The sequence below is a fragment of the Arthrobacter sp. P1_B3 genome (genome assembly GCF_056406615.1).
This window is the reverse complement of record NZ_JBFTZV010000005.1, coordinates 1-26,668: the sequence shown is the minus strand read 5'-3', so window position 1 is coordinate 26,668 and position 26,668 is coordinate 1. Positions and strand designations below refer to the sequence as shown.

Below are 26,668 nucleotides of genomic sequence, written 5' to 3'. Positions count from 1 at the left end.
TTCCCTCAGAGCCTGGGCGGTGCTGCCTGCGGGAGCGGCGGGAGGGTGTGGTCAAACAGCCACGGGTGCAGCAGGGCCTCTGCGTCGAGGCCTGTCGTGTGGGCGGCCGCGACGATGAAGTCGGCAGTGGTCACGGTGCCGTGGCGGAAGCGGTCCGTCCAGTCGTGCAGCAGGGCGAAGAATGCGAGGTCGCCGCAGCGAACCCGCAGTGCGTGCAGGGCCAGGGCTCCGCGTTTGTAGACCCGGTCGTCAAACATCAGCTCCGGGCCGGGATCGCCCACCATCAGGTCCTGCGGGGCAGCGGCGAGCTTGCGCCAGGCGGCGCGGGCGCGGGCCGCCACCGACATGATGCCGGCCTCTTCAGACCAGAGCCATTCCGCGTAGCAGGCAAAGCCCTCGTGCAGCCAGATGTCTTTCCACGTCGCAGTGGTGAGCGAATTCCCGAACCACTGGTGGGCAAGTTCGTGGGCGACCATCCGCTGCGAATCCCAGTCCTGCCGCAAATGATTTGGGCCCAGGATGGACAGTGTCTGCGCTTCCAGCGGGATCTCCAGCACGTCTGAAGTGACCACCACGGTGTACTCCGGGAACGGATACGGGCCAAAGCAGTTGGTGAAGGTCCGCATCATGTCAGGCTGGCGGGCCAAGGCGGCCCGGGCGCCCGCCGCCAGCGCCGCCGGAACGGCCACGTACTGCGGCACATGCCCCGACGGCCGCTCGGCGTTGAGCGTCAGGAGTTCGTAGCGACCGATCTGCACCGTTGCGAGGTACGTGGCCATGGGTTCGGCCTGCTCGTACACCCAGCTCTCGCGGCTGGCCCGGCTGGTGCGGGAGAGCAGCACGCCGTTGCACACGGCCCGGTAGTTCGCGTCGGTGGTCACCGTGATGAGGTAGCTCGCCTTGTCCCGCGGGTGGTCATTGCAGGGGAACCAGGAGGCGGCGCCGTTGGGCTGGCCGGCGACCAGCACACCATCGGAGAGCTCTTCCCAGCCGACTTCGCCCCACAGGCCGCGGCGCGGCGCAGGGTAGCCCTCGTAGCGGATGTCCAGGGTGAAGGCCTCGTTGGCGAGCAGCGGACCGTCGGGGTAGATGACGAGCTGCTCGGCCCGCTGGGTGAACCTGCGCACCCTGCGTCCGTCGAGCTGGATCTTCGTGGCCCGCAGTCCGGCCAAGTCCAGGACGATCGCCGACGTCGGGAGCTGGGTGACGGCGTGCAGGACGGCGCGCCCGGCAAGACGGTTGCTGCTGACCCGGTAGTCCAGATCGAGTTCATAACGGGTGACGCGGTAGGCGTTGGTCCCGTGGCCCGGCATATAGGGGTCCGGTGCGCCGGCTGCCGGGCCGGTTGCCCGGCTGATCTCGCGGCTGATTTCCCGGCTGATTTCCCCGCCTGTGGCGGCGGCGCCGCTGCTTGGTGCGCTGGTGCTCAATGGACGGACCTTCGGGTTGTGGTGCGGGTGGACGTGCGCAGGCCGGGCCTACCGGGGCCCGGCGGGCGGCGCGGGCCCGTCCCACGGGCTGACCGGATTGCCCATCCAGTACGTCCCGGCGGGGACGGTTTCGCCCCGCATGACGAGGGACGCGGGACCCACCGTGCCGCCGCTGCCGATCCTGGCCTGCGGCAGGATGACGCCGTGCGGCCCCATGGTGGCTCCGTCATCGAGCGTAACAGTGTCGATGCTCATGACACGGTCATGGAACAGATGGGTCTGGACGACGCACCCGCGGTTGACGGTTGAGTTCCTGCCAAGGGTGACCAGGTCCGCCTCGGGCAGCCAGTAGCTTTCGCACCAGGTCCCCGCACCGATTTTCGCGCCGAGTGCCCGCAGCCACCACACGAGCGCCGGAGTCCCGGTGGCCGCCCGCGCGAACCACGGGGCGCTGACCATCTCAATGAAGGTGTCCACCACCTCGTTCCGCCAAATGAAGGAGCTCCACAGCGGGTGCTCGCCGGGGCGGATGCGGCCCACCAGCAGCCACTTGGCCGCTACGGCACTGCCCGCGGCTGTGGCCCCGGCAAGCAGGACCACCACCCCGCTCAGGACGGCGGCGATTCCATAATTGAAGACTGTCGCCATCGCGTCGAACGCGAGCATCACGCCGACGGCGATCGCGACTGTCAGCATGACCGGGACGAACCGGCACAGCTCCCACAGGGCGCGCGCGACCTTCAGCCTCCGGGGCGGCTGGTAGGTCCGGGTGTCGTCGGAGGCGATGGCGGTGCGCCGCAACCGCACGGGCGGGCTGCCGAGCCACGATGTGCCGGCCTTCGCCTTGGCCGGCGTCGCGGAGAGGACCGCCACGAGCGAGTTCTTGGGCACGTTGCGCCCGGCCGCCGTCATGCCCGAGTTGCCCAGGAAGGACCGTTTGCCGATCTTGGCCGGGGCAATCCGCATCCATCCGCCGTCGAGTTCGTAGGACGCCACCATGGTGTCGTCGGCCAGGAACGCGCCTTCGCCCACGGTGGTCATGCTCGGGATCAGCAGCACTGTCGAGGCTTCCACGTTGCGGCCGACCTTCGCGCCGAGGAGCCGCAGCCAGACCGGCGTAAAGAGGCTGGCGTAGACCGGGAACAGCAGATCCCGGGCCAGGTCCAGAACCCTCTCGGTCGCCCAGACCTGCCATCCGATCCGGCTCCTGACCCGGTAGTAGCCTTCTGCGAGGCCGACGCTGAGGAGCCTGGTCGTGGCCAGGATCAGCAGCAGGTTGGTCAGGAACCATGCCAGCGCTGCCAGGGGGATCGAGAGCACAATGCCGGGGAGGGCTGCGGGCAGGGAGGAGCTGCCCTGGATGAAGGCGAAGATCACGAAGGCCGCGACGGCGGCGGAGACATAGGGGATGAGCGCCAGCATGGCGGATGCCGCGGCGAAGCCGGCAAACCACAGCCGGCCCATCAGCCGGTGCTCGGGCGCGGAGTCCGGCCACGAGTGCCGCGCCTTGCCGCGGCGCTCGGCCGGTGACCCGGCTACCAGCTGCCCTGCCTTGACCTTCCCGATCACCGCGGAGCCCGGCTCCACCTGCGCGCCGGCACCCACGGTGGCGCCCGGCATGAGCGTGCTGCGGGCGCCGACGCTTGCGCCGGGGCCGATCCGGATCGCGCCGATGTGGACACGGTCGCCGTCGATCCACCAGCCGGACAGATCGACTTCAGGCTCGATGTTGGATCCGGCGCCGAGGGACAGCAGACCCGTGACGGGCGGCAGCGAGTGCAGCTGGACGTTCTCGCCGATCTTCGCGCCCAGCGCCTTCGCGTAGTAGGGCACCCAGGGCGCGCTGGCCAGGCTGATGGCGCCGGCGAGGTCCTGGATCTGTTCCGCGAGCCAGAGCCGGAGGTGCACCCGCCCGGACCGCGGATACGTGCCGGGCACGACGTTGCGGAGCAGGAGGCGCGCGGCGGCAACGGAGAGCAGCATCCGCCCGGCGGGGCTGACAAAGACCAGCCAGGAAGCGCCCACCCACCACCACGAGACCGTTGGCGCGGCGCTGAATCCGGCGAAGGCGGCCAGAAGATTGTTCGCGGCCATCAGGTAGGTCAGCCAGCGCATGCCGACGAGGATGTGCAAGGGAACGCCCAGGAGCGTCTGGAAGGCCTGGGACTTGCGCGCGGTGGGCCGGACGGTGCGCTCCTGGGCGGCGACCATTCCGCCCTCCGGCAGCGACTGCCGTGCCTCGTCCACCAGGGCGCCCACCCGGGGCGTCGCGTAGATATCGGCCACCGTGATGGTGGGGTAGCGGACGCGCAGGGCTGACACGAGCTGTGCAGCGGCCAGCGATCCGCCGCCGTAGGCGAAGAAATCGGCGTCGAGGCTGGTGACTGGGCTTCCCAGTACCGCGCTCCACTGCTCCACGATCCACTGCGCGTCATCGGGCAGGTTCAGCGGGGCGCCATCGGCCTCGACAGCTCCGGTTCCGCTCAGCGGCCAGGGCAAGGCGTGGCGGTCCACTTTGCCGCTGGTCTTGGTCGGCAGCGAATCGACGAGCGTCAGCAACGGGATGAGGGGCGCCGGCAGGCTCTCGCCCAGCAGTTCGCGCGCGGCCGCGAGGTCGATGTCCCGGCCCGAAACGGCGGCAAGGTAGCCGACCAGGATCTGGTTGCCGGCAGCGGTGGTCTGCACCGCCGCCGCGGCGCCGGCGACGTCCGGCAGCGACTGCAGGGCGGCGTCGATTTCGCCGAGCTCGATCCGGCGGCCGCCAAGCTTGACCTGTTCATCGGCGCGGCCCTGGAAAATGAGGCCCTCTGTTTCGTACTTCACGAGGTCGCCGGAGCGGTAGGCGCGCGGCCAGCCCAGGGACGGCATGGGGGCGTATTTTTCGGCGTCCTTGACCGGGTCAAGGTACCGGGCCAGCCCGACGCCGCCGATGATCAGTTCGCCCACCTCGCCTTCGGCGACGGGCAGCGAAGAGGCGTCGACGACGGCGAGGTCCCAGCCGTCCAGCGGCAGGCCGATCCGGACGGGGCCGGGCGCGCCGAGCCGCGCGGCACAGGCGACCACGGTGGCCTCGGTGGGCCCGTAGGTATTCCACACCTCGCGTCCTTCGACGGCGAGCCGCTCGGCAAGGTCCGGCGGACACGCTTCCCCGCCGAAGATGAGCAGCCGGACACTTTCCAGCGATTCCACGGGCCAGAGCGCGGCGAGCGTGGGGACGGTGGAGACCACAGTGATGCCGTGGCTGATCAGCCACGGGCCGAGGTCCATCCCGGTCCGGACCAGCGCCCGGGGTGCCGGAACAAGGCAGGCACCGTGGCGCCACGCGAGCCACATTTCCTCGCAGGAGGCATCGAAGGCAACGGACAGGCCGGCCAGCACCCGGTCCTGCGGGCCCACCGGATCGCCCTGCAGGAAGATGCGGGCCTCGGCGTCCACGAACGCGGCGGCCGAGCGGTGCTGGACCGCGACGCCTTTGGGTGTGCCGGTGGAGCCGGAGGTGAAGATGACCCACGCGTCGTCGTCGGGGCCTGGCGGCCTGGCATCGGGGAACGGCCGGGGGTGGTTGCTGTCCGTGACGATCTTCCCGCCGGCGCGGAGGATGGCGGCCACCCTGGCCTCGCCGAAGACCAGTTTGGCCCGCTCATCCGGATCGTCGGCGTCCACCGGGACGTAGGCCGCACCGACCAGCATTACCGCCAGGATCGAGACGTAGAGTTCGTTGGTGCCCGACGGTATCCGGACGCCGATCTTGTCTCCGGCGCCCAGCCCGGCGAGGTGCAGTTTCCGCGCGGTTGCCCGGACTTCGCCCATAAGCTGGGCGTAACTGAGCGAGCGGTGCCCGTCGTCGAGGGCGGAAGCGTCCGGGAACCGGGCGGCGGTATCGCGGAGGATGTCGATGAGCGTCCGCTCCGCCGGGGCGGAGCGTGCGCCCGGCAGCTGCGGCTCGTAGACGGTGGCGCTGGCAGCCGGAAGACTCTGCACCGTACCGGCGTCGGGGGCTTCACTCGGGGTCAGTCGTTGCTCGGTCACTGGCGCATTGTCCCTGCAGGAGATGAACGGATGGTGTTGCTGTGCGGCCTAGGAGACCGTACGGCTTAGGGGACCAGGATGACTTTGCCGGTGGTGCGGCGCTGTTCAAGGTCGTCGTGTGCACGCGCTGCCTCGGCGAGGGAGTAGCGGGCGCCGATCCTGACCTTGAGGCTGCCTTCGGCAGCGGCGGCAAAGACTTCGTCGGAGCGCCAGCGGCGTTCCCGGGCGTCGCGCAGGTAGTGGGCCATGGTCGGCCGCGTGAGGTAGAGCGAGCCGCCGGTGTTGAGCCGCTGCGGGTCGAACGGCGGGACCGGGCCGGAGGCTCCGCCGAAGAGCACCAGCATGCCCCGGATGCGCAGCGACGCCAGGGAGGCGTCGAAGGTGTCTTTTCCGACGCCGTCGTACACGACGTCCGCGCCGGTGCCGTTGGTCAGATCCCGGACGCGCCCCGCGAAACCTTCATAGCGCAGCACATGGTCGGCGCCGGCGTCGCGGGCCAGCTGCTCTTTCTCGTCCGTCGAAACGGTGGTGATGACACGGGCGCCCCTGGCCTTGAGCAGCTGGATCATTAGGAGTCCGACGCCGCCGGCGCCGGCGTGGAGCAGGACCGTGTGGCCGGACTCGACCTTGAAGGTGGAGTTGATCAGGTAGTGGGCGGTCACCCCCTGCAGCGGCAGGGCCGCGGCGGTGAAATCGTCCAGGCCGTCGGGAACCGGGAGGGCCTTGTCCTCGTCGACGAGTGCATAGCCGGCGTAGCAGTCAGCGCCCTCGGCCGTGGCCACCCGGTCGCCGGGAGCGAACCCGGTGACGGCATCGCCGACCTCCTCCACGGTGCCTGCGGCCTCGGAGCCGGGCGTGAAGGGGTAGCTGACCTTGTAGATGCCGCTGCGCTTGTAGGTGTCGATAAAGTTCACGCCCGCGGCGGCGACCTTGACGAGCAGCTGGCCGGGCCCGGGAACGGGACGAGCTGTTTTGTCGAGCTCCAGGACCTCGGGGCCCCCGGCCTGGCGGGCGACGATTGCGTGCATCATGTGGCTCCTTTTCCGGGCGGGAAAGTCTGTCCCGGTCCCTGGGTCCATCCTAGGGACACCGGCGGTAACCATGAAGGGGCGTTCCGTAACCGACCGTCACGTGATGCTTCACGTGCCAGCGTCCGGACGTGGCGGGTCCTGCGCGGACGCCGCCTGATGCGTCCCTTAGTAGCGGCGGGTGACCGTTGCCATCGGGCATTCGAAGTGCCGGCCCGCGGCGAGTCCGACATCGTTGAGGTAGCGGACGATGATGGCGTACGACTGCATCAGGGTGGTTTCCGTGTACGGGACCTGGTGCTTGGCGCAGTACTCGCGGACGATCTTGGCGGCCTTGTCCAGCTGGGGGCGGGCCATGTCCGGGAACAGGTGGTGTTCTGCCTGGCGGTTAAGGCCGCCGAGCAGGATGTCCATGAAGCGGCCGCCCGAGATATTCCGGGACGTCAGGACCTGGCGGCTGAAGAAGTCCACCCGGCTGTCCGCCGGCAGCACCGGCATGCCCTTGTGGTTCGGCGCGAACGACGCGCCCATGTAGAAGCCGAACACGGCCAGCTGGACGCCGATGAAGGCGAACGCCATGCCCAGCGGCAGGAAGGAGAACGCGAGAACGGGCAGCAGGCTGAGCCGGACGGCGAGGATCGGAATTTCAACCCAGCGGTGCGTGACCTTGGCGCGGCGGACGATGAATTTCACGGAGTCGATCTGGAGTCCCAGGCCCACCAGGAACAGGAGCGGGAAGAAGAACCAGCCCTGCTTGCGCGTCAGGAACGCGAGGCGCCCCTGGCGGTCGGCTACGGCTTCGGGGTGGAAGGCGATGGGGCCGGGCGCGATGTCCGGGTCCTTGGAAATGACGTTCGGGTGGTTGTGGTGCGCGCCGTGCTTCTGCTCCCACCAGGAGTAGCTGATCCCGGCCACGGACGTGGCGAGCAGCCGTGCTGCCCAGTCGTTGGCGCGGCGGGACGCGAAGATCTGCCGGTGCCCGGCCTCGTGGGCCAGGAAGCTCAGCTGCGTGCACAGGATGCCCAGGGCGGCGGCGATCAGGAGCTGGAACCAGCTGTCACCGATCAGCGCGAACCCGAACCATGTCGCGGCCATCAGGAGGGCAAGCACCGAAAACACGGTGACGTAGAAGCCGACTCGGCGTTCCAGGAGACCGGCAGCCTTCACGGTTTTGAGCAGTTCCGAATAGCTGAGAACGACGGCGTTGGGTTGCCTGACTCGCGATTTGGGGCGTACTGAATCTAGAGGAGGAGGAGTGAGCGTAGTGGTCATAGGGAGCCTGCCTCGTTGCTGTTTACGGGCAACGTTGCAGCTGACATTTGCAGCTGCACGGTCTGGATCACCCTTTACCAAGCATACGCCCCGGGGGTTCCCGGACACGGCCGCATCCATGCATAAATATCGGCATCTATGCATACTCTTGCTGTATAGTCGTGCTTATGACTATTTCTGTTGCCGTTTCCGGGGCGAGCGGTTATGCCGGCGGCGAGGTCCTGCGGCTCCTCGCCGGCCATCCCGACGTCACCATCGGCGCCATCACGGCCCACAGCAACGCCGGTTCCAGACTAGGGGAATTGCAGCCGCATCTCCATGGTCTGGCGGATCGGATCCTCGAGGACACCACCGTGGATAACCTGGCCGGGCACGACGTCGTGTTCCTGGCGCTTCCGCACGGAGCGTCCGCGGAGATCGCGGCGCAGCTGCCCGCCGGGACCCTGGTTATCGACGCCGGCGCGGACCACCGCCTCGAGGACCCGGCGGCCTGGGAGAAGTTCTACGGTTCCGCGCACGCCGGAACCTGGCCCTACGGTCTCCCGGAACTGCCCGGTCAGCGCGACGCCCTCCGCAGCGCCACCCGGATCGCCGTCCCCGGCTGCTACCCGACCTCGGCCCTGCTGGCCCTCATGCCCGGCTTCAGCAACCAGCTGCTGGAAGGCGACGACGTCGTGATCGTCTCCGCATCCGGCACCTCAGGGGCCGGCAAGGCCGCCAAGGTCAACCTGATCGGCGCCGAAGTCATGGGCTCCATGAGTCCCTACGGGGTAGGCGGGGGACACCGGCACACCCCGGAGATCGAGCAAGGACTCTCCAAGGCGCTTGGCGCTCCGGTCACCGTCTCCTTCACGCCCACCCTGGCGCCAATGAGCCGGGGGATCCTCACCACGGCGACAGCCAAGGTCCGGCAGCAGCCAGGACGCAGCGTCACTGCCGCGGAGCTGCGCGCGGCCTGGTCCGAGGCCTACGACGACGAACCGTTCGTCCACCTGCTCCCGGAGGGGCAGTGGCCCTCCACCAAGTCGGTCCAGGGCTCGAACCACACGGTCATGCAGCTGGCCTTCGATGAGCACACCGGCCGCGTGATCGTGTGCTGCGCCATCGACAACCTGACCAAGGGGACCGCCGGCGGGGCCGTGCAGTCCATGAATATCGCCCTCGGCCTGGCGGAATCCGCCGGCCTCAACCTCCAGGGAGTCGCACCGTGAGCATCACCGCACCGCAGGGATTCCGCGCCGCCGGCGTGACGGCAGGGCTCAAGGCTTCCGGCAAGCCGGACGTTGCCCTCGTGGTCAACGACGGTCCGTCCAAGGCCGCCGCGGCGGTCTTCACGTCCAACCGCGTCGCCGCGGCCCCCGTGCACTGGTCCCGCGAGGTGGTCAAGGACGGCCGCGTGGACGCCGTTTTCCTCAACTCCGGCGGAGCGAACGCCTGCACCGGGCCCCAGGGCTTCCAAAACACCCACACCACCGCGGAGAAGACCGCCGAAGCCCTCGGCGTCTCCGCCACCGACGTCGTCGTCTGCTCCACCGGACTGATCGGCGAACAGCTCCCCATGGAAAAAATCCTGGCCGGGATCGGTTCCGCCACCGCCGCTCTGGCCGCCGACGGCGGCCCCGCGGCAGCCACCGCGATCATGACCACGGACTCCGTCTCCAAGCAGGCCGTCTTCTCCGGCACCGACGCCGAAGGCACACCGTTCACCATTGGCGGCATGGCCAAGGGCGCCGGCATGCTGGCCCCGGGCCTGGCCACCATGCTGGTGGTCCTGACCACGGACGCCGACGTCCAGCCGGGCATGCTCGACGCGGAACTCCGCAACGCCACCCGGGTCACCTTCGACCGCGCGGACTCCGACGGCTGCATGTCCACCAACGACACCGTGGTGCTGCTGGCGTCCGGGGCCTCCGGCGCCGTGCCGTCCGCCGTCGACTTCCGCACGGGCCTGACCCAGGTCTGCGCCGAGCTGGCCCGCAAGCTGATCGGCGACGCCGAGGGTGCCAGCCACGACATCGCGATCCGGACCTTCAACGCCGCGAGCGAGGGGGACGCCGAAATCGTCAGCCGCGCTGTCGCCCGCTCCAACCTGTTCAAGACGGCGATTTTCGGCAAGGACCCCAACTGGGGCCGCGTGCTGTCCGCCGTCGGTACCACCGACGCGGCGTTCGATCCGGACCAGCTGAACGTGTCCATGAACGGCGTGCAGATCTGCCGCAACGGCAGCATCGGCGATGACCGGAACCTGGTGGATCTCGAACCGCGTGAGGTCCTGGTCGAAATCGACCTGCAGGCCGGCGGGGCCGAGGCCACGATCCTCACGAACGACCTCACCCACGACTACGTCCACGAAAACAGCGCCTACTCCAGCTAATCCGCCTGGAAGGACGAGCAGTAAGGACGAACAGCATGAACACCCAGACCCGCGAGACGACATCCCAGTCCGACGCCCGGGACAAAGCCGCCACGTTGATCGAGGCGTTGCCTTGGATCCAGCGCTTTGCCGGCAGCACCATGGTGATCAAGTACGGCGGCAACGCCATGGTCAACGACGAGCTCCGCCGCGCCTTCGCCGAAGACGTCGTGTTCCTGCACCACGTCGGCATCCACCCCGTGGTGGTTCACGGCGGCGGCCCGCAGATCAACGCCATGCTCAGCCGGCTCGGGATCGAATCCGAATTCAAGGGCGGGCTCCGCGTCACCACACCCGAGGCCATGGACGTGGTCCGGATGGTCCTCACCGGCCAGGTGGGACGCGAACTCGTGGGCCTGATCAACTCCCACGGCCCGTACGCCGTCGGCATGTCCGGCGAGGACGGCGGACTGCTCCGCGCCGTCCGCACCGGCACCGTGGTGGACGGCGAGGAGGTGGACCTGGGCCTCGTCGGGGAAGTGGTGGGCGTCAACCCGGAAGGGATCGTGGACATCCTCGCGGCCGGCCGGATCCCGGTAGTCTCCACCGTTGCCCCGGAGATCTCCGCAGACGGATCCACCACCGGGCAGGTACTTAATGTCAACGCGGACACGGCGGCGGCGGCGGTCGCCTCGGCCCTGGGGGCATCCAAGCTGGTCATCCTGACCGATGTCGAAGGCCTCTACGCCAACTGGCCGGACAGGTCATCGCTCATCTCGTCGCTGACGGCTTCGGAGCTGCGAGAGATGCTGCCGCGCCTTGAGTCCGGCATGATCCCGAAGATGGCGGCCTGCCTGAAAGCGATTGACGACGGCGTCGAGCGCGCCCACATCGTGGACGGCCGCCTGCCGCACTCGATGCTCCTGGAAACATTCACGACCGCCGGCATCGGCACCCAGGTCGTCCCCGACGAGGAAAGCAAATGAACCAGATCGAAACTGCACCTTCCACGGATCTCGAACACTCTCCGGTAGCCGACCTGGTCCACTCGCGCGCCACCGGCGCGCAGTGGCTCTCCCGCTACTCCTCCTCCCTGCTGGGCGTCTTCGGCACCCCGCAGCGGGTCCTGGTCCGCGGCGCCGGCTGCCTCGTGTGGGACGCCGACGGCAAGGAGTACCTGGACCTGCTCGGCGGCATCGCCGTGAACGCCCTCGGCCACGCCCACCCGTTCGTCACCTCGGTGATCTCCAGCCAGCTGGCCACCCTGGGCCATGTCTCCAACTTCTTCACGAGCCCCACCCAGATCGCCCTGGCGGAGAAGCTGCTGGAACTGTCCAAGGCACCTGCCGGGTCCAAAGTGTTCTTCGCCAACTCCGGTACCGAGGCCGTTGAGGCGGCCTTCAAGCTGGCGCGCCGGAACACAGGCCCGGACGAGACGCCGCGCACCAAGATCATCGCGCTCGAAGGCGCCTTCCACGGGCGCACCATGGGCGCCCTCGCGCTGACGGCGAAGGAAGCTTACCGGGCGCCGTTCGCGCCGCTGCCAGGCGGCGTCGTGCATGTCCCGTTCGGTGACATCGATGCCCTCCGCGCCGCCGTGGACGACACCACCGCCGCCGTCTTCCTCGAACCGATCCAGGGCGAGGCCGGCGTCCGGCCGCTGCCCGCCGGCTACCTGTTGGCCGCCCGCGAGGCCACCAGCGCCGCCGGCGCCCTGCTGATCCTCGACGAGGTCCAGACCGGCATCGGCCGCACCGGCAAGTGGCTGGCCAGTGAGGACGCCGGGATCGTGCCCGACGCCGTGACCCTCGCCAAGGGCCTGGGCGGCGGCTTCCCGGTCGGCGCGCTCGTGACGTTCGGACCGGAAACGTCCGAGCTGCTGACCGCCGGCCAGCACGGCACCACCTTTGGCGGCAACCCGGTGGCCACTGCGGCCGCCCTCGCCACGCTGCACGTCCTCGAAAACCAGGACATCCTGGCCCACGTCCGGGGCGTGGGGGAGCACCTGCGCGCCGGCCTCGCCGGAATCGCCGGCGTCACCGAGGTCCGCGGGGAGGGGCTGCTGATCGGCTTCGACCTCGACGCCGACGTCGCCCCGGGCGTCGTCACCGCCGGGCTTGACGCCGGTTTCATCGTCAACAGCCCGGGCCCGCGCACCATCCGGCTGGCACCGCCGCTGATCCTGACCACCGAACAGGCCGACCGCTTCCTGGCGGCACTGCCCGCGTTGCTCGAGACCGCAAAGTCCACTGCCGAAAAGTCCGCCGAACAGCCCGCCACTTCAAGTAACAACGCCGCAAAGGACGCCAAGTGACCGCCGTCGTGACCGCATCAGTGCCCACCCGCCACTTCCTCAAGGACACGGACCTCACCCCGGCCGAACAGGCCGAGGTCCTCGAGCTCGCCGTCCGGATGAAGGCCGCGCCCTACAGTGTGCAGCCCTTCGCCGCGGCAGGCAGCGGCCGCCAGACCGTGGCCGTCATCTTCGACAAGACCTCCACCCGGACCAGGGTCTCCTTCGCCACCGGCATCGCGGACATGGGCGGCAACGCGCTCATCATCAACCCCGGCGAGGCGCAGATCGGGCACAAGGAATCGGTCGAGGACACCGCCAAGGTGCTCGAACGCATGGTGTCCACCATCGTGTGGCGCACCGGCGCGCATGCCGGGCTTGTCGCCATGGCCGCGAACTCCCGCGTTCCGGTCATCAACGCCCTGTGCGATGACTACCACCCGTGCCAGCTGCTGGCCGACCTCTTGACCGTCAAGGAGCACAAGGGCTCGCTCAAGGGCCTGACCATGGCGTACCTGGGCGACTCGGCCAACAACATGGCCAACTCCTACCTGCTGGCCGGCGTCACGGCCGGCATGAACGTCCGCATCGCGGGACCGGCAGGGTACCTGCCGTCTCCGGAGATCATCGCCGCCGCCGAGGACCGTGCCGCGGAGACCGGCGGCTCCGTGCTGGTGACGGTCGACGCCGTGGAGGCCCTCCTGGGCGCCGACGTCGTCGCCACCGACACGTGGGTGTCCATGGGCCAGGAGGCGGAGAAGGAAGCGCGGATGAAACTGTTCCGCGACTACTCCGTGGACGCCGACGCGATGAAGCTCGCGGCGCCGGACGCCGTCGTGCTGCACTGCCTGCCGGCCTACCGGGGCTACGAGATCGCCGCGGACGTCATTGACGGCCCGCAGTCGGTGGTCTGGGACGAGGCTGAAAACCGGCTCCATGCCCAGAAGGCGCTGATGGCCTGGCTCATGCACCGCTCCGGCCTGGCTGTTGTTGACGGGCTCGCGCCAGTTGATGGGCTGGCACCGGTGGACGGCTTGGCCTGATGTCCGTCCAGCCAGCCTCTCCGGGGGCCAGCCCGGCCACCAAGACAGCCCGGCAGGCGCGGATCACAGCGATTCTGACGGGCGAGTCGGTCCGTTCCCAGGCTGAGCTCGCGGCGCTGCTCGCGGACGACGGCGTCCAGGTCACCCAGGCCACGCTCTCCCGCGACCTCGTGGAACTCGGCGCCGTCCGGGTCCGCGGCAAGGACGGCGTGCTGGTCTACGCCGTCCCGGGGGAGGGCGGCGAACGGGCGGCCAAGAGCGGCGTCACGCAGGAAATCCTCGACGCCCGGCTGACCCGGTTGTGCGGGGAACTGCTCGTCACCGCCGAGGCCTCGGCCAACCTCGTGGTGCTCCGGACCCCGCCGGGCGCCGCAAACTTCCTTGCCCTCGCCATCGACCACTCCGTGATGCCCTCGATCCTGGGCACCATCGCTGGGGACGACACCGTCCTGCTTGTCACCCGGGACCCCCTGGGCGGCGCCGACATCGCCGCACGCTTCCTGCAGTTCGCCGAGGAAGCCGGCCAATAAGCCGCGCAACGCCCCGGGCACAACCGGGCTTGTGACAGGCTTGCAGCAGAGAGATTTTTCCCACACTTACAGCATCACCAAACAACTAAGGAGCATTTCCGTGACTGAGCGTATTGTTCTGGCCTACTCCGGTGGCCTGGATACTTCCGTAGCCATCGGCTGGATCGGTGAAGCCACCGGCGCCGAGGTCATCGCCGTGGCGGTCGACGTCGGACAGGGCGGCGAATCGCTGGAGACCATCCGCCAGCGCGCGCTGGGCTGCGGCGCCGTCGAAGCCTACGTCGCCGACGCCAGCGACGAGTTCGCCAACGAGTACTGCGTGCCCACGCTGAAGGCCAACGCCCTCTACCAGGGCCACTACCCGCTGGTCTCGGCCATCTCCCGCCCGGTGATCGTCAAGCACCTGGTCAAGGCCGCCCGCGAATTCGGCGCCACCACCGTCGCCCACGGCTGCACCGGCAAGGGCAACGACCAGGTCCGCTTCGAAGTCGGCATCCAGACCCTCGGCCCGGACCTGAAGTGCATCGCACCGGTCCGTGACCTCGCCCTGACCCGCGACAAGGCCATCGCGTTCGCCGAGGAAAAGGGACTGCCGATCGAGACCACCAAGAAGAACCCGTACTCGATCGACCAGAACGTCTGGGGCCGCGCCGTTGAAACCGGCTACCTCGAAGACATCTGGAACGCCCCCACCAAGGACATCTACGACTACACCGCCACCCCGGAATTCCCGCCGGCGCCGGATGAGGTCACTATCTCCTTCGAGGCCGGCGTGCCGGTCGCGATCGACGGCGTCAAGGTCACCCCGCTGCAGGCCATCAAGGAACTCAACCGGCGCGCCGGCGCCCAGGGCGTCGGCCGCATCGACGTCGTCGAGGACCGCCTCGTGGGCATCAAGTCCCGCGAGATCTACGAGGCCCCCGGTGCCATGGCGCTCATCACCGCGCACAAGCACCTCGAGGACATCACGATCGAGCGCGAGCAGGCCCGCTTCAAGGCGACCGTCGGCCAGCGCTGGGCCGAGCTGGTCTACGACGGCCAGTGGTTCTCCCCGCTCAAGCGCTCCCTCGACGCCTTCATCGAGGACACCCAGCGCTACGTCACCGGCGACATCCGCATGGTGCTCCACGGCGGCCAGGCGATCGTCAACGGACGCCGCTCCGAGACCTCGCTCTACGACTTCGACCTCGCCACGTACGACACCGGCGACACGTTCGACCAGTCGATGGCGCGCGGCTTCATCGAGCTGTGGGGCATGTCCGCCAAGGTTGCCTCCGGCCGCGACATCCGCGTCGCAGGTCAGTAATGGCGTCCGCCACCAATGAAGGCGCGCTGTGGGGCGGCCGGTTCGCCGGCGGCCCCGCGGACGCCCTCGCCGCGCTGAGCAAGTCCACGCACTTCGACTGGCGGCTGGCCCGCTACGACATCGCCGGGTCCAAGGCGCACGCCCGCGTGCTGCACAAGGCCGGGCTGCTGGATGACGCCGAACTTGAGGGCATGCTTGCCGCACTGACCCGGCTGGATGAGGACGTCGCCTCCGGCGCCTACCTGCCGGCGGAGTCGGATGAGGACGTGCACGGTTCACTCGAGCGCGGCCTGATCGAGCGCGCCGGCACCCAGCTCGGCGGCAAGCTCCGCGCCGGCCGGTCCCGCAACGACCAGGTGGCCACGCTGGGCCGGATGTTCCTGCGCGACCACGCCCGGATTATCGCCCGCGGCGTGCTCTCAACGATCGACGCACTGGTGGACCAGGCCAAGGCGCACCAGGGGGTGGCCATGCCCGGCCGCACCCACCTGCAGCACGCCCAGCCGGTCCTGCTCAGCCACCACCTGCTCGCTCACGCCTGGGCGTTGCTGCGTGACGTGCAGCGGCTCCAGGACTGGGACAAGCGCGCCGGCGTTTCGCCCTACGGTTCAGGTGCCCTGGCGGGCTCCTCGCTGGGCCTGGACCCGGAGGCCGTCGCAGCCGACCTGGGCTTTTTCTCGGCGACGCACAACTCGATCGACGGCACCGCCTCCCGCGACGTCTTCGCCGAGTTCGCCTGGATCACGGCCATGATCGGCGTGGACCTGTCCCGGGTCTCGGAGGAAGTGATCCTGTGGGCCACGAAGGAGTTCTCCTTCGTCACCCTGCACGATTCCTACTCCACCGGCTCCTCGATCATGCCGCAGAAGAAGAACCCGGACGTGGCGGAACTGGCACGCGGAAAAGCCGGCCGGCTGATCGGCAACCTGACCGGGCTGCTGGCCACCCTGAAGGGGCTGCCGCTCGCGTACAACCGCGACCTGCAGGAGGACAAGGAGCCGGTCTTCGACGCCGCCGATACGCTGGAGGTCCTGCTCCCGGCAGTGTCCGGCATGATCGCGACGCTGAAGTTCAACACCGAACGGATGGAAGCGCTGGCACCGCAGGGCTTCGCGCTGGCGACGGACATCGCCGAATGGCTGGTCCGCCAGGGCGTTCCGTTCCGCGAGGCGCACGAGCTCTCAGGCGCCGCGGTGAAGCAGGCCGAAAGCCGCGGCGTCGAGCTCTGGGACCTGACGGACGAGGAATACGCCGCCATCTCGGAGCACCTGACGCCAGAGGTCCGCACGGTCCTGTCCACTGAGGGTTCGCTCAACAGCCGGAACTCCCAAGGCGGCACCGCACCGGCCGCCGTCGAACGCCAGCTGCTGGCCCTCGACGGCGAGCTCGCCGGCGTGCGGACGTACGCGGGGTAGCACCGGTCTCTACGCGCGGGGGCCCTCTGCGGATGGGGCCCTCGCGGCGGTTAAGGTAGGCACATGAGCGAACCGTTCCGCCAAATGCTGCGTGCCCTGCCCGATTTCCCGGAGCGCCTCCCGGACTTTGACCCGGACTCCGCGCCCGCGGACCCGGCAGAGCTGTTCCGGCTGTGGCTGGACGAAGCGCTGGCGGCCGGGGTGCCGCAGCCCAACGCGTGCAGCCTGGCCACCGCCGATGGGCAGGGCCGGCCGTCGTCGCGGATGCTGATCCTGAAGGACATCGACGCCGACGGCTGGCACTTCGCGACCTCCCGGGAATCCCGCAAGGGCCAGGAGCTCGCGGCCAACCCGCACGCGGCGCTGAACTTCTTCTGGCAGCAGCAGGGCCGCCAGGTGCGGGTGGCCGGGGACGTCGTGGAGCTGTCCGCCGAGGCCTCGGCCGCGGACTGGCAGGCCCGGCCGGGCGCCGACGGCAGCGAAAATGAAAACACAGACTGGCAGCTCTACGCCATCCGGCCCCGCGAAATCGAATTCTGGCAGGCCCGGCACGACCGCCGGCACATCCGGCACCGCTACGCGCCCCGCTGACCGGGTTCCACTCAGTTAATCCGACTTAATTGGGTGGCTCGGTTTAGGATGGGCGCCATGACCTCAATCACACCAGAGAACCTTCGGGCAGATCTGCACCGTGCCGCCGACGTCGTGGCCGGAATCGCAGCGAAACTGACGGAACAGGACATCAAAGCGCCGTCGGAATTGCCCGGCTGGAGCCGCGGGCACGTGCTGGCCCACATCTGCGGGATTGCCAACGCGATGGGCCGCCAGCTCGAATACGCCGCCCGCGGCGAGGGCGTGGAGCTTTACGACGGCGGCTTCGAGGGGCGGAACCGCGCCATCGGGATGGCGGCCGGCCACAGCCTCGCTCAGCACCGGGCCGACCTCGACTCAGCGTTGGGCAGGGCCCTGCGCGCCTTCGACTCCCTCGATGCGGCCGGCTGGCGCGAGCCCATCACCTACCGCGGGGGAGTCGTGTTCGACGGCGGCCTGGCGCTATGGCGCGAACTCATCATCCATGCGGCCGATCTCGGCACCGGCCACGGACCGGAAACCTGGAGCCGCCCCTTCTGCGGGCACCTCTTCGATTTCCTCTCAGCCCGGGTGCCCGAGGGCCAGCGCTTTGTGCTGCAGCCGCTCGGCCTGCCCGCGGTGGCCATCGGGAGCGGCGGAACCTCGACGGTGATCAACGGCATGCTCACGGACATCGCCGCGTGGCTCGCCGGCCGCACACCCACCCTCGGCAGCCTGCGCGCTACCGCCGCGGCCGACGGCGTTGACCTTCCGGAACTGTTGCCCTGGCCCGCCGGAGTGCCCGTCAACAACTAAAGTCCCTGGTCCATGGCCGGCCATCCCCCGCCCGGCGCGGTGCCCGGGTCCGTGCAGCCTTAGGCCTAGGGCCGTGCCGTTGCGAGGGCGAGTTCGCGTTCCCGGTCCAACAGGCTGCCCTTGACGGCCAGCCCCCAGCGGAATCCGCCCAGGGTCCCGTCGGTGCGGATGACGCGGTGGCAGGGAACAAACAGGGCCGCCGCGTTGAAAGCGCAGGCACTGGCCGCCGCCCGGACGGCCTTGGCGTTGCCGGAGAGCTCCGCATACTCCGTGTAGGTCACCAGGCGCCCCGGGGCGACCGTGCGCAGCACATCCCAGGCGTGGCTGCGGAAAGGTCCGGACTTCTGCAGCACCGGCACGGCCATGGCCGGTTCCGGATCGCCGGAGTAGAACGCCTCCACGGCCGCAGAGATGGAGCCCAGGCCGGCAACGGTCTCGAATTCGCCAGGCAGCAGGTCCGCGTGGATCTGCCCGGTCAGCTCACCGGGAACGGCGGTCCAGCCCGAAGACAGGACGGCGCCGTCGCGGGCAATGATGGTGAAAGGACCGTCCGGGGTGGACATGGTCAACAGCTGGGCTTTCATGGTTTCGCTTTCTTCGGAGTCTGCTTTTGAGCTGGAGACGGCGCGCGCGCTGCGGCCTGGGCAGCCGCTGCTGCGCGCCAAAGGTGCATGGTGGCGTAGGACCGCCATGGGCTGACCTCACGGAAATCAGTGGTCAGGGCGCCGTCGGGGTTCTGGGCGAGTGAGCGGATGCCGTTGCGGACGGCGGCATCGTTGGCCAGGAACACATCCGGCGCGCCGATAACCCGCATCGCGACGTATCCCACGGTCCACGGCCCGACGCCGGCCAGCGGCAGGAGTTTGGCCTCCAGCCCGTGCACGTCATCGCCGTAGCCGAAGTCCAGGTCGCCCGAAGCCATCGCCGCGGCGGCGCCCCGGACGGAATCGATCCGCCGCTGCGGGCCGCGGAGCAGTTCGAAGCCGGTCTCCGCAATCTGGGCGGCCGTCGGGAACAGCCGGTGGAGACCGTCGTCGGGCACCAGGCTCGCGCTCCCGGCCACGGACAGCTGGACCAGGGCGGTCCGCGCGGCGGCCACTGTGATCTGCTGGCCGATCATGGCCCGGATCAGCAGCTCCTGCGGATCCACGGCGCCGGGCATCCGCATGCCGGGTGTGCGCGCCACCGTGGCGGCCAGGCGGGGATCGGCGGCGAGGGCGGCATCGATGGCGACGGGATCGGCGTCCAGGTCCAGCAGGCGGCGGACCCTGCTCAGCAGGGCGGCCAGGTCCCGGAGATCGACGGCGCCGATGGTCAGCACGAGCGGACGCCCGGCCGCGCCGGCATCGTAATCCACCCGGAAGCGGGCATCGCCGTGCGTCAGCTTCAGGGTCCGGGCGTAGGAACTGGAAGTACCTTCCTCGATCCCGGGGATGGCACGGACGGCGAGGAAGTCGAAGACGCCGGGGTCGAACGGTTCGCGGTACGGAAGATTGAGCGTGAGCGCGGTGGTCGCTGCGGGGGAGCGGTGATGCCGCGCAGTAGCCCGCAGCGCGGAGGGCGTCATCGCAAAGACCTCGCCGATGGTCTCGTTGAACTGGCGCACGCTGCTGAACCCGGCGGCGAAGGCGATATCCGAGACTTTCATGCCGGTGGAGACCAGCAGGGTGCGGGCGGTCTGGGCGCGGCTCGCCCGCGCCAGGGACAGCGGACCGGCGCCGAGCTCGTGGCTTAGGATCCGGTTGAGCTGGCGCGAGGAGTAGCCGAGCCGGGCCGCCAGCCCCTCGACGCCGTCGCGGTTGATCACGCCGTCATTGATGAGCCGCATGGCCCGGCCGGCGATATCGGAGCGCACGTTCCAGGCCGGAGTGCCGGGCACGGCCTCGGGTAGGCAGCGTTTGCAGGCCCGGTAGCCGGCGTCGTGCGCGGCAGCGGACGTTTCATAGAACGTGACGTTGTCCGCCTTGGGCGTCCGCGCTGGGCACGAGGGCCGGCAGTAGATGCCGGTGGTCCGGACAGCGGTATAGAACTGCCCGTCGAAACGGGTGTCCCGGGCGTCGATTGCCCGGTAGCGCTGCCAGAAGTCCATGACCCCATCCTGCCAGCTTCGCTGGACACCTGCTAGCGGAATTCGGACACGGCCGTGTGGTCCTCCGGCGGCGTTTGTTAAAGTCTGAGCATGACGTCGAGCCCGCCTCCTGCCCGGCCCGGCACGGGTACAGGTACCCAGCCCGGCACGGTGACAGGCGCGGCCGCGCCGCTCCGGGAGCTGCTCTCGGCCGATGCACGGCACGTGGCGCCGCTGATCCTCGGCGCCGTGTTGACGCACGACGGGGCCGAGGGCTCCGTCTCGGTGCGGATTACCGAGGTGGAGGCGTACCTCGGCCCGCATGATTCCCACCATCCTGACCCCGGGTCCCACACCTTCCGCGGCCAAACGGCCCGCAACGCGCCGATGTTCGGCCCGGCCGGCCACCTCTACGTGTATTTCACCTACGGGATGCACCATTGCGCCAATATCGTGTGCGGGCCCGAGGGCGTTGCGTCGGCGCTGCTGCTGCGGGCCGGCGAGGTGGTTGCGGGGCACGAACTGGCCAGGGCCAGGCGCCCGACGTCGAAATCGGACATCGACCTCGCCAGCGGGCCTGCCCGGCTGGCCACCGCACTGGGGCTGACGACGGCGGACAGCGGGCGCGACGCCCTCGCGCCGCCGTTCCGGCTGGAACCGCCCGCGCACCCGCCGGAAGGGGTCGCTTCAGGCATCAGCTCCGGTCCGCGCGTTGGCGTCTCCGGCGCGGGCGGCAGCCACGACTACCCCTGGCGGTTCTGGCTCAGCGGCGACCCGACCGTCTCCCGCTACAAGGCGGCAAAGGCGCCAAAGGCGGCAACCACCCGCGGCGCGTAACGCGGCAGGCACTCGGCAGGCACCCGGCAGGCACCCTGCAATCAGCCTGATGCCGCGCCCACGGTGGGGGATGATGGAGCATTATGGGCGAGGGGAAACGCGGAAAACCGGGCAACGAGCTGGAACGGCTCCAGATCTTTGCGCAGCTGGCCACCGAGTACTTCCGCATGGTGGAACTGTTCACCCCTGACGGCGAGCAGATCGCGGTGGACCCCGTCGAGGCAGAGCGCAGGCACTGGGTGGAGCTCTTCCGTGCAGCCCTGCTGCGTAAATTCATCGTTCCGGAAGAACACGTTTCGCTCAAACTCGTAGTCAGGGCCCTGCGCCTGTGCAACTACTCGGCGGACCCCCGGATAACCGAGGGCACGGCAGAAGCGGCCGGCTTGTTCACGAACGGGATGATCCGGGACCGCCCGGCGCTGATGGCCGAAATCGCCCTGGATGACCATGACCTGTTCGAGGACGTCCTCTACGGTCGGCTCCTGCATGGTGACGCCGACAGGTTCCGCCGGTCCGGGTGGGCTGAGGACTACAGCCGGCTGAGCAGCGTGGCGGCCGGCCGGTTCGACGCCGAGCGCGCGCTCAGAACAGCGCTGGGCGTCGTCTCCTACGGGCTTGCCAACGAACTCCTGCGCCCGCCGGAACCGGGCGGCGACACCGGGCCCCCAACGGCAGAAGCGTAGGAATTTCTAGGAGGCGGCGAAACTGCTGAGCCCGTAGTCTGCGCTAACGGCGAAGGGGGCGAGGCGCCGCCGAAGCTCTTCCCGCACTGGCGGCCACTCCTGCGAGAGGATCGAAAAGACGGCGGTATCCGCGCGTCCTCCGCCCGGGGCCGCCCGGTGGCCGCGGAGGATCCCCTCGAATTGGGCGCCGAGCCGCTCAATCGCCGTCGCGCTCCGGGTGTTGCGGGCGTCGCAGCGGAAGGCCACCCGGTGGACTTCCAGTACCTCATAGGCGTAGGCGAGGAGCATATGCTTGCTCGCCGGATTGACGTGGCTGCCCCAGAACTGCCGCCCGTAAAAAGTTCCGCCGATTTCAAGGCGTTGCTGGGCCGGGACGTAGTCGCGGAGGGACGTCGTGCCCAGCAGGGCGCCGGTGCGCCCGTCCGTCACGGCGAACGGGATGGTGGCGGGATCCTCCAGCCGAGACTGGAACAGTGCTGCCAGTTCGCCGCCCGTCCCCGGCATGGGCGCCGCCATGCCTGCCCACATGCCGGGATCCACGAAATCAAAGAGGCCTGCCGCGTGATGCGGAGCCAGCGGAACCAGGCGGACCCCATGGCCGGAGAGGACGATTTCGTGTCGCATTCGAGCATTCAATCACCGCCGGGGTGGACGGGACCGGCGTTTCCGGCGCCGCCCGCGTGAACATTGGATGACTGATGGGTTGCCGCGTGGCCGCCGGCCCCGGGCCAGCCGGCGCCGGCGGCCACGGCCCTGCAACGTCCCGCTACCAGCCAGTAAGGTGGATGGGTGAATCAAAGCGAGCTGAACCAGACCAAGACAGCACTGCCCGTGGATGAGCTGATCGAGAGCCTGTGCGCCACCATCCCGGACTATCCCAAACCCGGAATCAGCTTCAAGGACCTGACCCCGGTGTTCGCCGACGCCACTGCCTTCGGGGCCGTCGTCGATGCCCTGGTGGGACCATTCCAGGGCCAGTTCGACGCCGTCGCCGGAGTGGAAGCCCGCGGCTTCCTGCTCGCGGCGGCCGCAGCGTACGCCACTGGGACCGGAGTCATCACGGTCCGCAAGGCCGGCAAGCTGCCGCGCGAAGTGTTTTCCGAGTACTACGCCCTGGAGTACGGCACCGCCACCCTTGAGCTGCACACCACGGACCTGGCGCCCGGGAGCCGGGTGCTGATCCTCGACGACGTGCTCGCCACCGGCGGTACGCTCGGCGCCGCGGCGCGGCTGTTCGAGCGGTGCGGGATCCACGTCGCCGGCGTCGGCGTGGTCATGGAACTCGACGAACTTGCCGGCCGCACGGCCCTCACCGGCCACAACGTCCGCTCCCTGCTGCGGATCTAACGGGGACTGCGGGGCTGGACCATCCGGGTCGTGTCGGTAGAATTCCCTGACGAAGACTGCCTTGGCATTGTTTCGGCGACATGCAACAGCCGTGTCCGCCGAAATGGCTGTAGAATGGTGGGTCCGTCTTTTTCGATAGGGGAACGTTCGATGCACGACGCTGATTTGGCCCATGAACGCGACTATGTGGCCGGACTTTACGCCCGGCTCGATGAGTTGCGGGTGGAGAAGCGCACCCAGCTGGCCCAGGTGCGCCGTGCCGGTGCCGTGGGCACCATGCAGAACGTTTCCGAACGCGATGCCTTCGCGGCCCTCTACGAGGACCGCCTCGCCCAGCTCGACGCCGTCGATGACCGGCTCGTATTCGGCCGCCTGGACCTGGATTCCGGGGAGGCCCAGTACATCGGCCGCATCGGCCTGACCACCGAGGATCTGCAGCGGCTCATGGTGGACTGGCGGGCGCCCGAGGCCGGCCACTTCTACCAGGCCACGGCGTTCGACCGGCAGGGTGTCCGCCGCCGCCGTCACCTGATCCTGCAGGGCCGCGAGGTCAAGGCAATCGAGGACGACGTGCTCGACGCCGACATGCTTGCCGACAGCGATTCGCTCCAGGGTGAAGGCGCCCTGCTGGCGGCCCTGAACTCCAAGCGGACGGGCCGGATGTCAGACATCGTCGGCACCATCCAGTCCGAGCAGGACCGGATCATCCGTTCCTCCATCTCCGGCGCACTCGTGGTCCAGGGCGGTCCGGGCACGGGCAAGACCGCTGTCGCCCTGCACCGCGCCGCGTACCTGCTCTACACGCACCGGGACAGGCTCAAGAGCGCTGGCGTCCTGCTGGTGGGGCCGACGTCGTCCTTCATGAACTACATCGAACGCGTGCTGCCCTCGCTCGGCGAGACCGGTGTCGTGATGGCGAGCCTGGGCCGGCTCATGCCGGGCATCGCCGCCGTTGCCGAGCCGGACTCCGCCGTAGCCGCCATCAAGGGCCGGCTGGACATGGCCGACGTGGTCGCCAACGCCGTGGCCAACCGGCAGCGCATTCCGGCCGGAAACCGGATCCTTGAGGTCGACGGCCGCAAGCTGGTCCTCACGCCGCGGCAAGTCCGCCGCGCCAAGGAGAGGGCGCGCGCCACGGGCAAACCGCACAACGAGGCCCGCGTGTCCTTCGTCAAGATCCTGCTCCGCGAACTCACCGAGCAGATGACGGAACTTGTGGAGGCCGGCAACATCGGCAACAACGCCGACCGCTCCTATCTGGCGGAGGACGTCCGGTCCGCCCGGGATGTCCGGATCGCCCTGAACCTGTGCTGGATGCCGATGACCCCGGAGAAGCTCGTGGGGGAGCTGCTGAGCAAGCCGGCCGTCCTCGAGGCATGCACCCCCAACCTCACCCCGGAAGAACGCGCGCTGCTGCTCCGTCCTGCCGGTTCGCCGTGGACCGAGTCCGACGTTCCGCTGCTCGACGAGGCCGCCGAATTGCTCGGCGAGCTTGATGCCGCCGCCGGACGGGGACTGGCGCAGCAGGAACAGGACCGTGCCCGCGACCTTGCCAATGCCAAGCAGACCCTGGTCAACATGGAAACCGCCGGCGTGGACGTCCTCGTCACAGCTGAAGACCTGGTGGACCAGAACCAGGAGCGCGAGACGCGGCTGACCGCTGCAGAGCGTGCCACCACGGACCGCAGCTGGGCCTTTGGGCACATCGTGGTGGACGAAGCCCAGGAGTTGTCACCCATGCAGTGGCGGCTGCTGGTCCGCCGCTGCCCGCTGAAGTCGTTCACGATCGTGGGCGACATCGCCCAGACAAGTTCCGTTGCCGGGGCCAACTCCTGGCACAGCGCATTGGGCCCCATGTTCGGCGACCGCTGGCAGCTCGAGGAACTGACCGTCAACTACCGCACGCCGTCCCAGATCGCCGAGGCCGCTGCACGCATGGCTACCGCGGCCGGACTGGTGGTTTCGGCGCCCAAGGCTGTCAGGGAAGGCCGCTGGTCCCCGGTCATCGACAGTGTCGGCAGGGGCCAGATCGTCAACAAGCTTGTCGAGGTGCTTCCGGAGGAGCTGGACGCCATCGAGGGCGGACTGCTGGCGGTCATCGCCGACGGCGAGCTGCTGCCCGAGGCCAGCGCGGCGCTGCGGGCCGTGTACGGCCACCGTGTCGGGACCGGAGCGGGCAGTTACGCCCAGGACATCGTGGTGATCAGTCCCCGCGAGGCAAAGGGACTGGAATTTGACGGCGTCGTGGTCCTGGAACCGACAGACATGCTCAACCACGAGCACGGCCGGGTGGGCGACCTGTATGTGGCCATGACCCGGCCAACCCAGCGCCTGCGGCTCATCGCCGCCGCCGGAATCCCGGCAGGCATCGAGGAGTAGGCCGGCAACCGGGCAGCAATGGCTGTCCGGTTGCCGGATGCACGGCGTCAACTGCGATGCGGGTGACGTTGATCCTGCTAACTTAGATTGCGTGTCCCAGCTAAATATTCTCGATGCCCAGCAGAACGACCCCAGCTTTGCCAATATCTGGCAGGAGCTGAAATGGCGCGGCCTTGTCCACGTCTCCACGGATGAGGCGGAGCTCGAAAAGCTCCTCGCCGGCGAGCCCGCGACGTATTACTGCGGCTTCGATCCGACCGCGCCGAGCCTGCACCTGGGCAACCTGGTCCAGCTCCTGCTCATGCGCCGGATCCAGCTGGCCGGCCACAAGCCGCTCGGACTGGTGGGCGGTTCCACAGGACTGATCGGTGATCCGCGTCCGACGGCGGAACGCACCCTCAACACCAAGGACACTGTGTCCGAATGGGTGGGCTACCTGCAGGCCCAGGTCCGCCGCTTCCTGAGCTTCGAGGGCGACAACGCCGCCCAAATGGTCAACAACCTGGACTGGACGGCGCCCCTGAGCGCCATCGACTTCCTGCGCGAGATCGGCAAGCACTACCGTGTCGGCACCATGCTCCGCAAGGACGCCGTCGCGTCCCGCCTCAGCTCCGAGGAAGGCATCAGCTACACGGAGTTCAGCTACCAGATCCTGCAGGGCATGGACTACCTGCAGCTGTTCCGCGACTACGGTTGCATGCTGCAGACCGGCGGCTCGGATCAGTGGGGCAACCTCACCAGTGGCACCGAGCTCATCCGGAAGGTTGAGGGCAAGCACGTCCACGCCCTGGGAACGCCGCTCATCACCAACTCTGACGGCACCAAGTTCGGCAAGAGCGAGGGCAACGCCATCTGGCTGGATCCGGCCATGTGCAGCCCGTACGCCTTCTACCAGTTCTGGCTGAACACCGCGGACGCCGACGTCGCGGACCGCCTCAAAGTGTTCACCTTCCTCAGCCGGGCAGAGATTGAGGCACTGGAACTCGCGGTCGCTGAACGGCCGTTCGCTCGCGAAGGCCAGCGGAAACTGGCGTACGAGGTGACCTCGCTGGTCCATGGCGTGGAGGCCACGGAGAAGGTCATTGCGGCATCGGCCGCGGTGTTCGGCAACGGCGATCTTTCTGTGCTGGATGAAGCGACATTGAAGGCGGCCACCTCCGAGCTGCCGTCCGCCACTGTCGACGCCGGCGCCCTGGGCATCATCGAGCTGCTGGTCGCCTCCGGTCTGTCAGAGAGCAAGTCCGCCGCGCGCCGCACCGTGGGGGAAGG

Annotated in this window: 22 protein-coding genes; 15 read left to right on the top strand and 7 right to left on the bottom strand. The window is 68.9% G+C overall.

The features are described from left to right. Nucleotides 1–5 precede the first annotated feature (5 nt). The 4 genes from AC1D2F_RS06850 to AC1D2F_RS06835 all read right to left on the bottom strand — a co-directional run bounded on the left by AC1D2F_RS06850 (nucleotide 6) and on the right by AC1D2F_RS06835 (nucleotide 7,759). A complete protein-coding gene (locus tag AC1D2F_RS06850) occupies nucleotides 6–1,430 on the bottom strand; it encodes a M1 family metallopeptidase (protein WP_414645533.1) in 1,425 nt (474 codons plus the stop codon). 48 nt (nucleotides 1,431–1,478) lie between these two features. Beyond that, nucleotides 1,479–5,411, bottom strand: a complete 3,933-nt coding sequence (locus AC1D2F_RS06845) for a Pls/PosA family non-ribosomal peptide synthetase (RefSeq protein ID WP_229993949.1) — start codon at nucleotides 5,409–5,411, stop codon at nucleotides 1,479–1,481. Nucleotides 5,412–5,524: 113 nt separating this feature from the next. Next, complete coding sequence (locus AC1D2F_RS06840; protein WP_229993934.1) at nucleotides 5,525–6,490, bottom strand: quinone oxidoreductase family protein; 966 nt, start codon at nucleotides 6,488–6,490, stop codon at nucleotides 5,525–5,527. 165 nt (nucleotides 6,491–6,655) lie between these two features. Beyond that, nucleotides 6,656–7,759 (bottom strand): fatty acid desaturase family protein, encoded by a 1,104-nt coding sequence (locus AC1D2F_RS06835; protein WP_229993933.1) that lies wholly within the window; start codon nucleotides 7,757–7,759, stop codon nucleotides 6,656–6,658. A gap of 167 nt (nucleotides 7,760–7,926) precedes the next feature. Here AC1D2F_RS06835 and argC point away from each other — a divergent pair, with 167 nt between their 5' ends. The 10 genes from argC (at nucleotide 7,927) to AC1D2F_RS06785 (ending at nucleotide 18,085) form a co-directional block, all read left to right on the top strand. After that, nucleotides 7,927–8,970: an N-acetyl-gamma-glutamyl-phosphate reductase gene (gene argC / locus AC1D2F_RS06830; RefSeq protein WP_364747488.1), complete on the top strand. Its 1,044-nt coding sequence runs from the start codon at nucleotides 7,927–7,929 to the stop codon at nucleotides 8,968–8,970. After that, nucleotides 8,967–10,133, top strand: coding sequence for a bifunctional glutamate N-acetyltransferase/amino-acid acetyltransferase ArgJ (gene argJ, locus AC1D2F_RS06825; RefSeq protein ID WP_229993931.1), 1,167 nt, complete (start codon nucleotides 8,967–8,969; stop codon nucleotides 10,131–10,133). Before argC ends, argJ begins: the two co-directional genes overlap by 4 nt. A gap of 35 nt (nucleotides 10,134–10,168) precedes the next feature. Continuing rightward, complete coding sequence (gene argB, locus AC1D2F_RS06820; RefSeq protein ID WP_229993930.1) at nucleotides 10,169–11,098, top strand: acetylglutamate kinase; 930 nt, start codon at nucleotides 10,169–10,171, stop codon at nucleotides 11,096–11,098. Next, on the top strand, nucleotides 11,095–12,426 hold the full coding sequence (locus AC1D2F_RS06815) for an acetylornithine transaminase (RefSeq protein ID WP_364747491.1): 1,332 nt from the start codon (nucleotides 11,095–11,097) through the stop codon (nucleotides 12,424–12,426). Before argB ends, AC1D2F_RS06815 begins: the two co-directional genes overlap by 4 nt. Continuing rightward, nucleotides 12,423–13,448 (top strand): ornithine carbamoyltransferase, encoded by a 1,026-nt coding sequence (gene argF / locus AC1D2F_RS06810; protein WP_414645535.1) that lies wholly within the window; start codon nucleotides 12,423–12,425, stop codon nucleotides 13,446–13,448. The genes AC1D2F_RS06815 and argF overlap by 4 nt, the downstream gene beginning before the upstream one ends. Continuing rightward, nucleotides 13,448–13,978 (top strand): arginine repressor, encoded by a 531-nt coding sequence (locus AC1D2F_RS06805; RefSeq protein ID WP_079551248.1) that lies wholly within the window; start codon nucleotides 13,448–13,450, stop codon nucleotides 13,976–13,978. The genes argF and AC1D2F_RS06805 overlap by 1 nt, the downstream gene beginning before the upstream one ends. 100 nt (nucleotides 13,979–14,078) lie before the next feature. Further along, nucleotides 14,079–15,284, top strand: coding sequence for an argininosuccinate synthase (locus AC1D2F_RS06800; protein ID WP_229993928.1), 1,206 nt, complete (start codon nucleotides 14,079–14,081; stop codon nucleotides 15,282–15,284). Further along, nucleotides 15,284–16,699, top strand: a complete 1,416-nt coding sequence (argH, locus tag AC1D2F_RS06795) for an argininosuccinate lyase (RefSeq protein WP_364747493.1) — start codon at nucleotides 15,284–15,286, stop codon at nucleotides 16,697–16,699. Before AC1D2F_RS06800 ends, argH begins: the two co-directional genes overlap by 1 nt. A gap of 63 nt (nucleotides 16,700–16,762) precedes the next feature. Beyond that, nucleotides 16,763–17,290: a pyridoxine/pyridoxamine 5'-phosphate oxidase gene (locus AC1D2F_RS06790; RefSeq protein WP_229993926.1), complete on the top strand. Its 528-nt coding sequence runs from the start codon at nucleotides 16,763–16,765 to the stop codon at nucleotides 17,288–17,290. A 57-nt stretch (nucleotides 17,291–17,347) separates the two neighbouring features. Then, nucleotides 17,348–18,085 (top strand): maleylpyruvate isomerase family mycothiol-dependent enzyme, encoded by a 738-nt coding sequence (locus AC1D2F_RS06785; protein WP_229993925.1) that lies wholly within the window; start codon nucleotides 17,348–17,350, stop codon nucleotides 18,083–18,085. A gap of 65 nt (nucleotides 18,086–18,150) precedes the next feature. On the opposite strand, the gene AC1D2F_RS06780 is transcribed toward AC1D2F_RS06785, so the two are convergent. Together AC1D2F_RS06780 and AC1D2F_RS06775 are read right to left on the bottom strand one after the other, a co-directional pair. Further along, complete coding sequence (locus AC1D2F_RS06780; protein ID WP_229993924.1) at nucleotides 18,151–18,669, bottom strand: methylated-DNA--[protein]-cysteine S-methyltransferase; 519 nt, start codon at nucleotides 18,667–18,669, stop codon at nucleotides 18,151–18,153. Then, nucleotides 18,666–20,174, bottom strand: a complete 1,509-nt coding sequence (locus AC1D2F_RS06775; RefSeq protein ID WP_229993923.1) for an AlkA N-terminal domain-containing protein — start codon at nucleotides 20,172–20,174, stop codon at nucleotides 18,666–18,668. Before AC1D2F_RS06775 ends, AC1D2F_RS06780 begins: the two co-directional genes overlap by 4 nt. A 90-nt stretch (nucleotides 20,175–20,264) precedes the next feature. Here AC1D2F_RS06775 and AC1D2F_RS06770 point away from each other — a divergent pair, with 90 nt between their 5' ends. After that, on the top strand, nucleotides 20,265–20,990 hold the full coding sequence (locus AC1D2F_RS06770) for a DNA-3-methyladenine glycosylase (protein ID WP_229993922.1): 726 nt from the start codon (nucleotides 20,265–20,267) through the stop codon (nucleotides 20,988–20,990). Between the two features lie 83 nt (nucleotides 20,991–21,073). After that, complete coding sequence (locus AC1D2F_RS06765; RefSeq protein ID WP_229993921.1) at nucleotides 21,074–21,673, top strand: hypothetical protein; 600 nt, start codon at nucleotides 21,074–21,076, stop codon at nucleotides 21,671–21,673. A 6-nt stretch (nucleotides 21,674–21,679) separates the two neighbouring features. Here AC1D2F_RS06765 and AC1D2F_RS06760 read toward each other — a convergent pair whose 3' ends face one another. Further along, complete coding sequence (locus AC1D2F_RS06760; protein WP_229993920.1) at nucleotides 21,680–22,297, bottom strand: GNAT family N-acetyltransferase; 618 nt, start codon at nucleotides 22,295–22,297, stop codon at nucleotides 21,680–21,682. Nucleotides 22,298–22,462: 165 nt separating this feature from the next. On the opposite strand from AC1D2F_RS06760, the gene AC1D2F_RS06755 reads away from it, so the two are divergent. From AC1D2F_RS06755 to tyrS, 3 genes are all read left to right on the top strand, one after another. Further along, nucleotides 22,463–23,020, top strand: coding sequence for an adenine phosphoribosyltransferase (locus tag AC1D2F_RS06755; RefSeq protein ID WP_476966444.1), 558 nt, complete (start codon nucleotides 22,463–22,465; stop codon nucleotides 23,018–23,020). 150 nt (nucleotides 23,021–23,170) lie between these two features. Continuing rightward, the gene (locus AC1D2F_RS06750) at nucleotides 23,171–25,399 is read left to right on the top strand and encodes a HelD family protein (RefSeq protein WP_229993918.1); all 2,229 of its coding nucleotides are present in this window, start codon (nucleotides 23,171–23,173) and stop codon (nucleotides 25,397–25,399) included. Between the two features lie 91 nt (nucleotides 25,400–25,490). Beyond that, nucleotides 25,491–26,668, top strand: a 1,178-nt coding sequence (gene tyrS / locus AC1D2F_RS06745; protein ID WP_476966443.1) for a tyrosine--tRNA ligase, incomplete at its 3' end; no start/stop codon positions are given.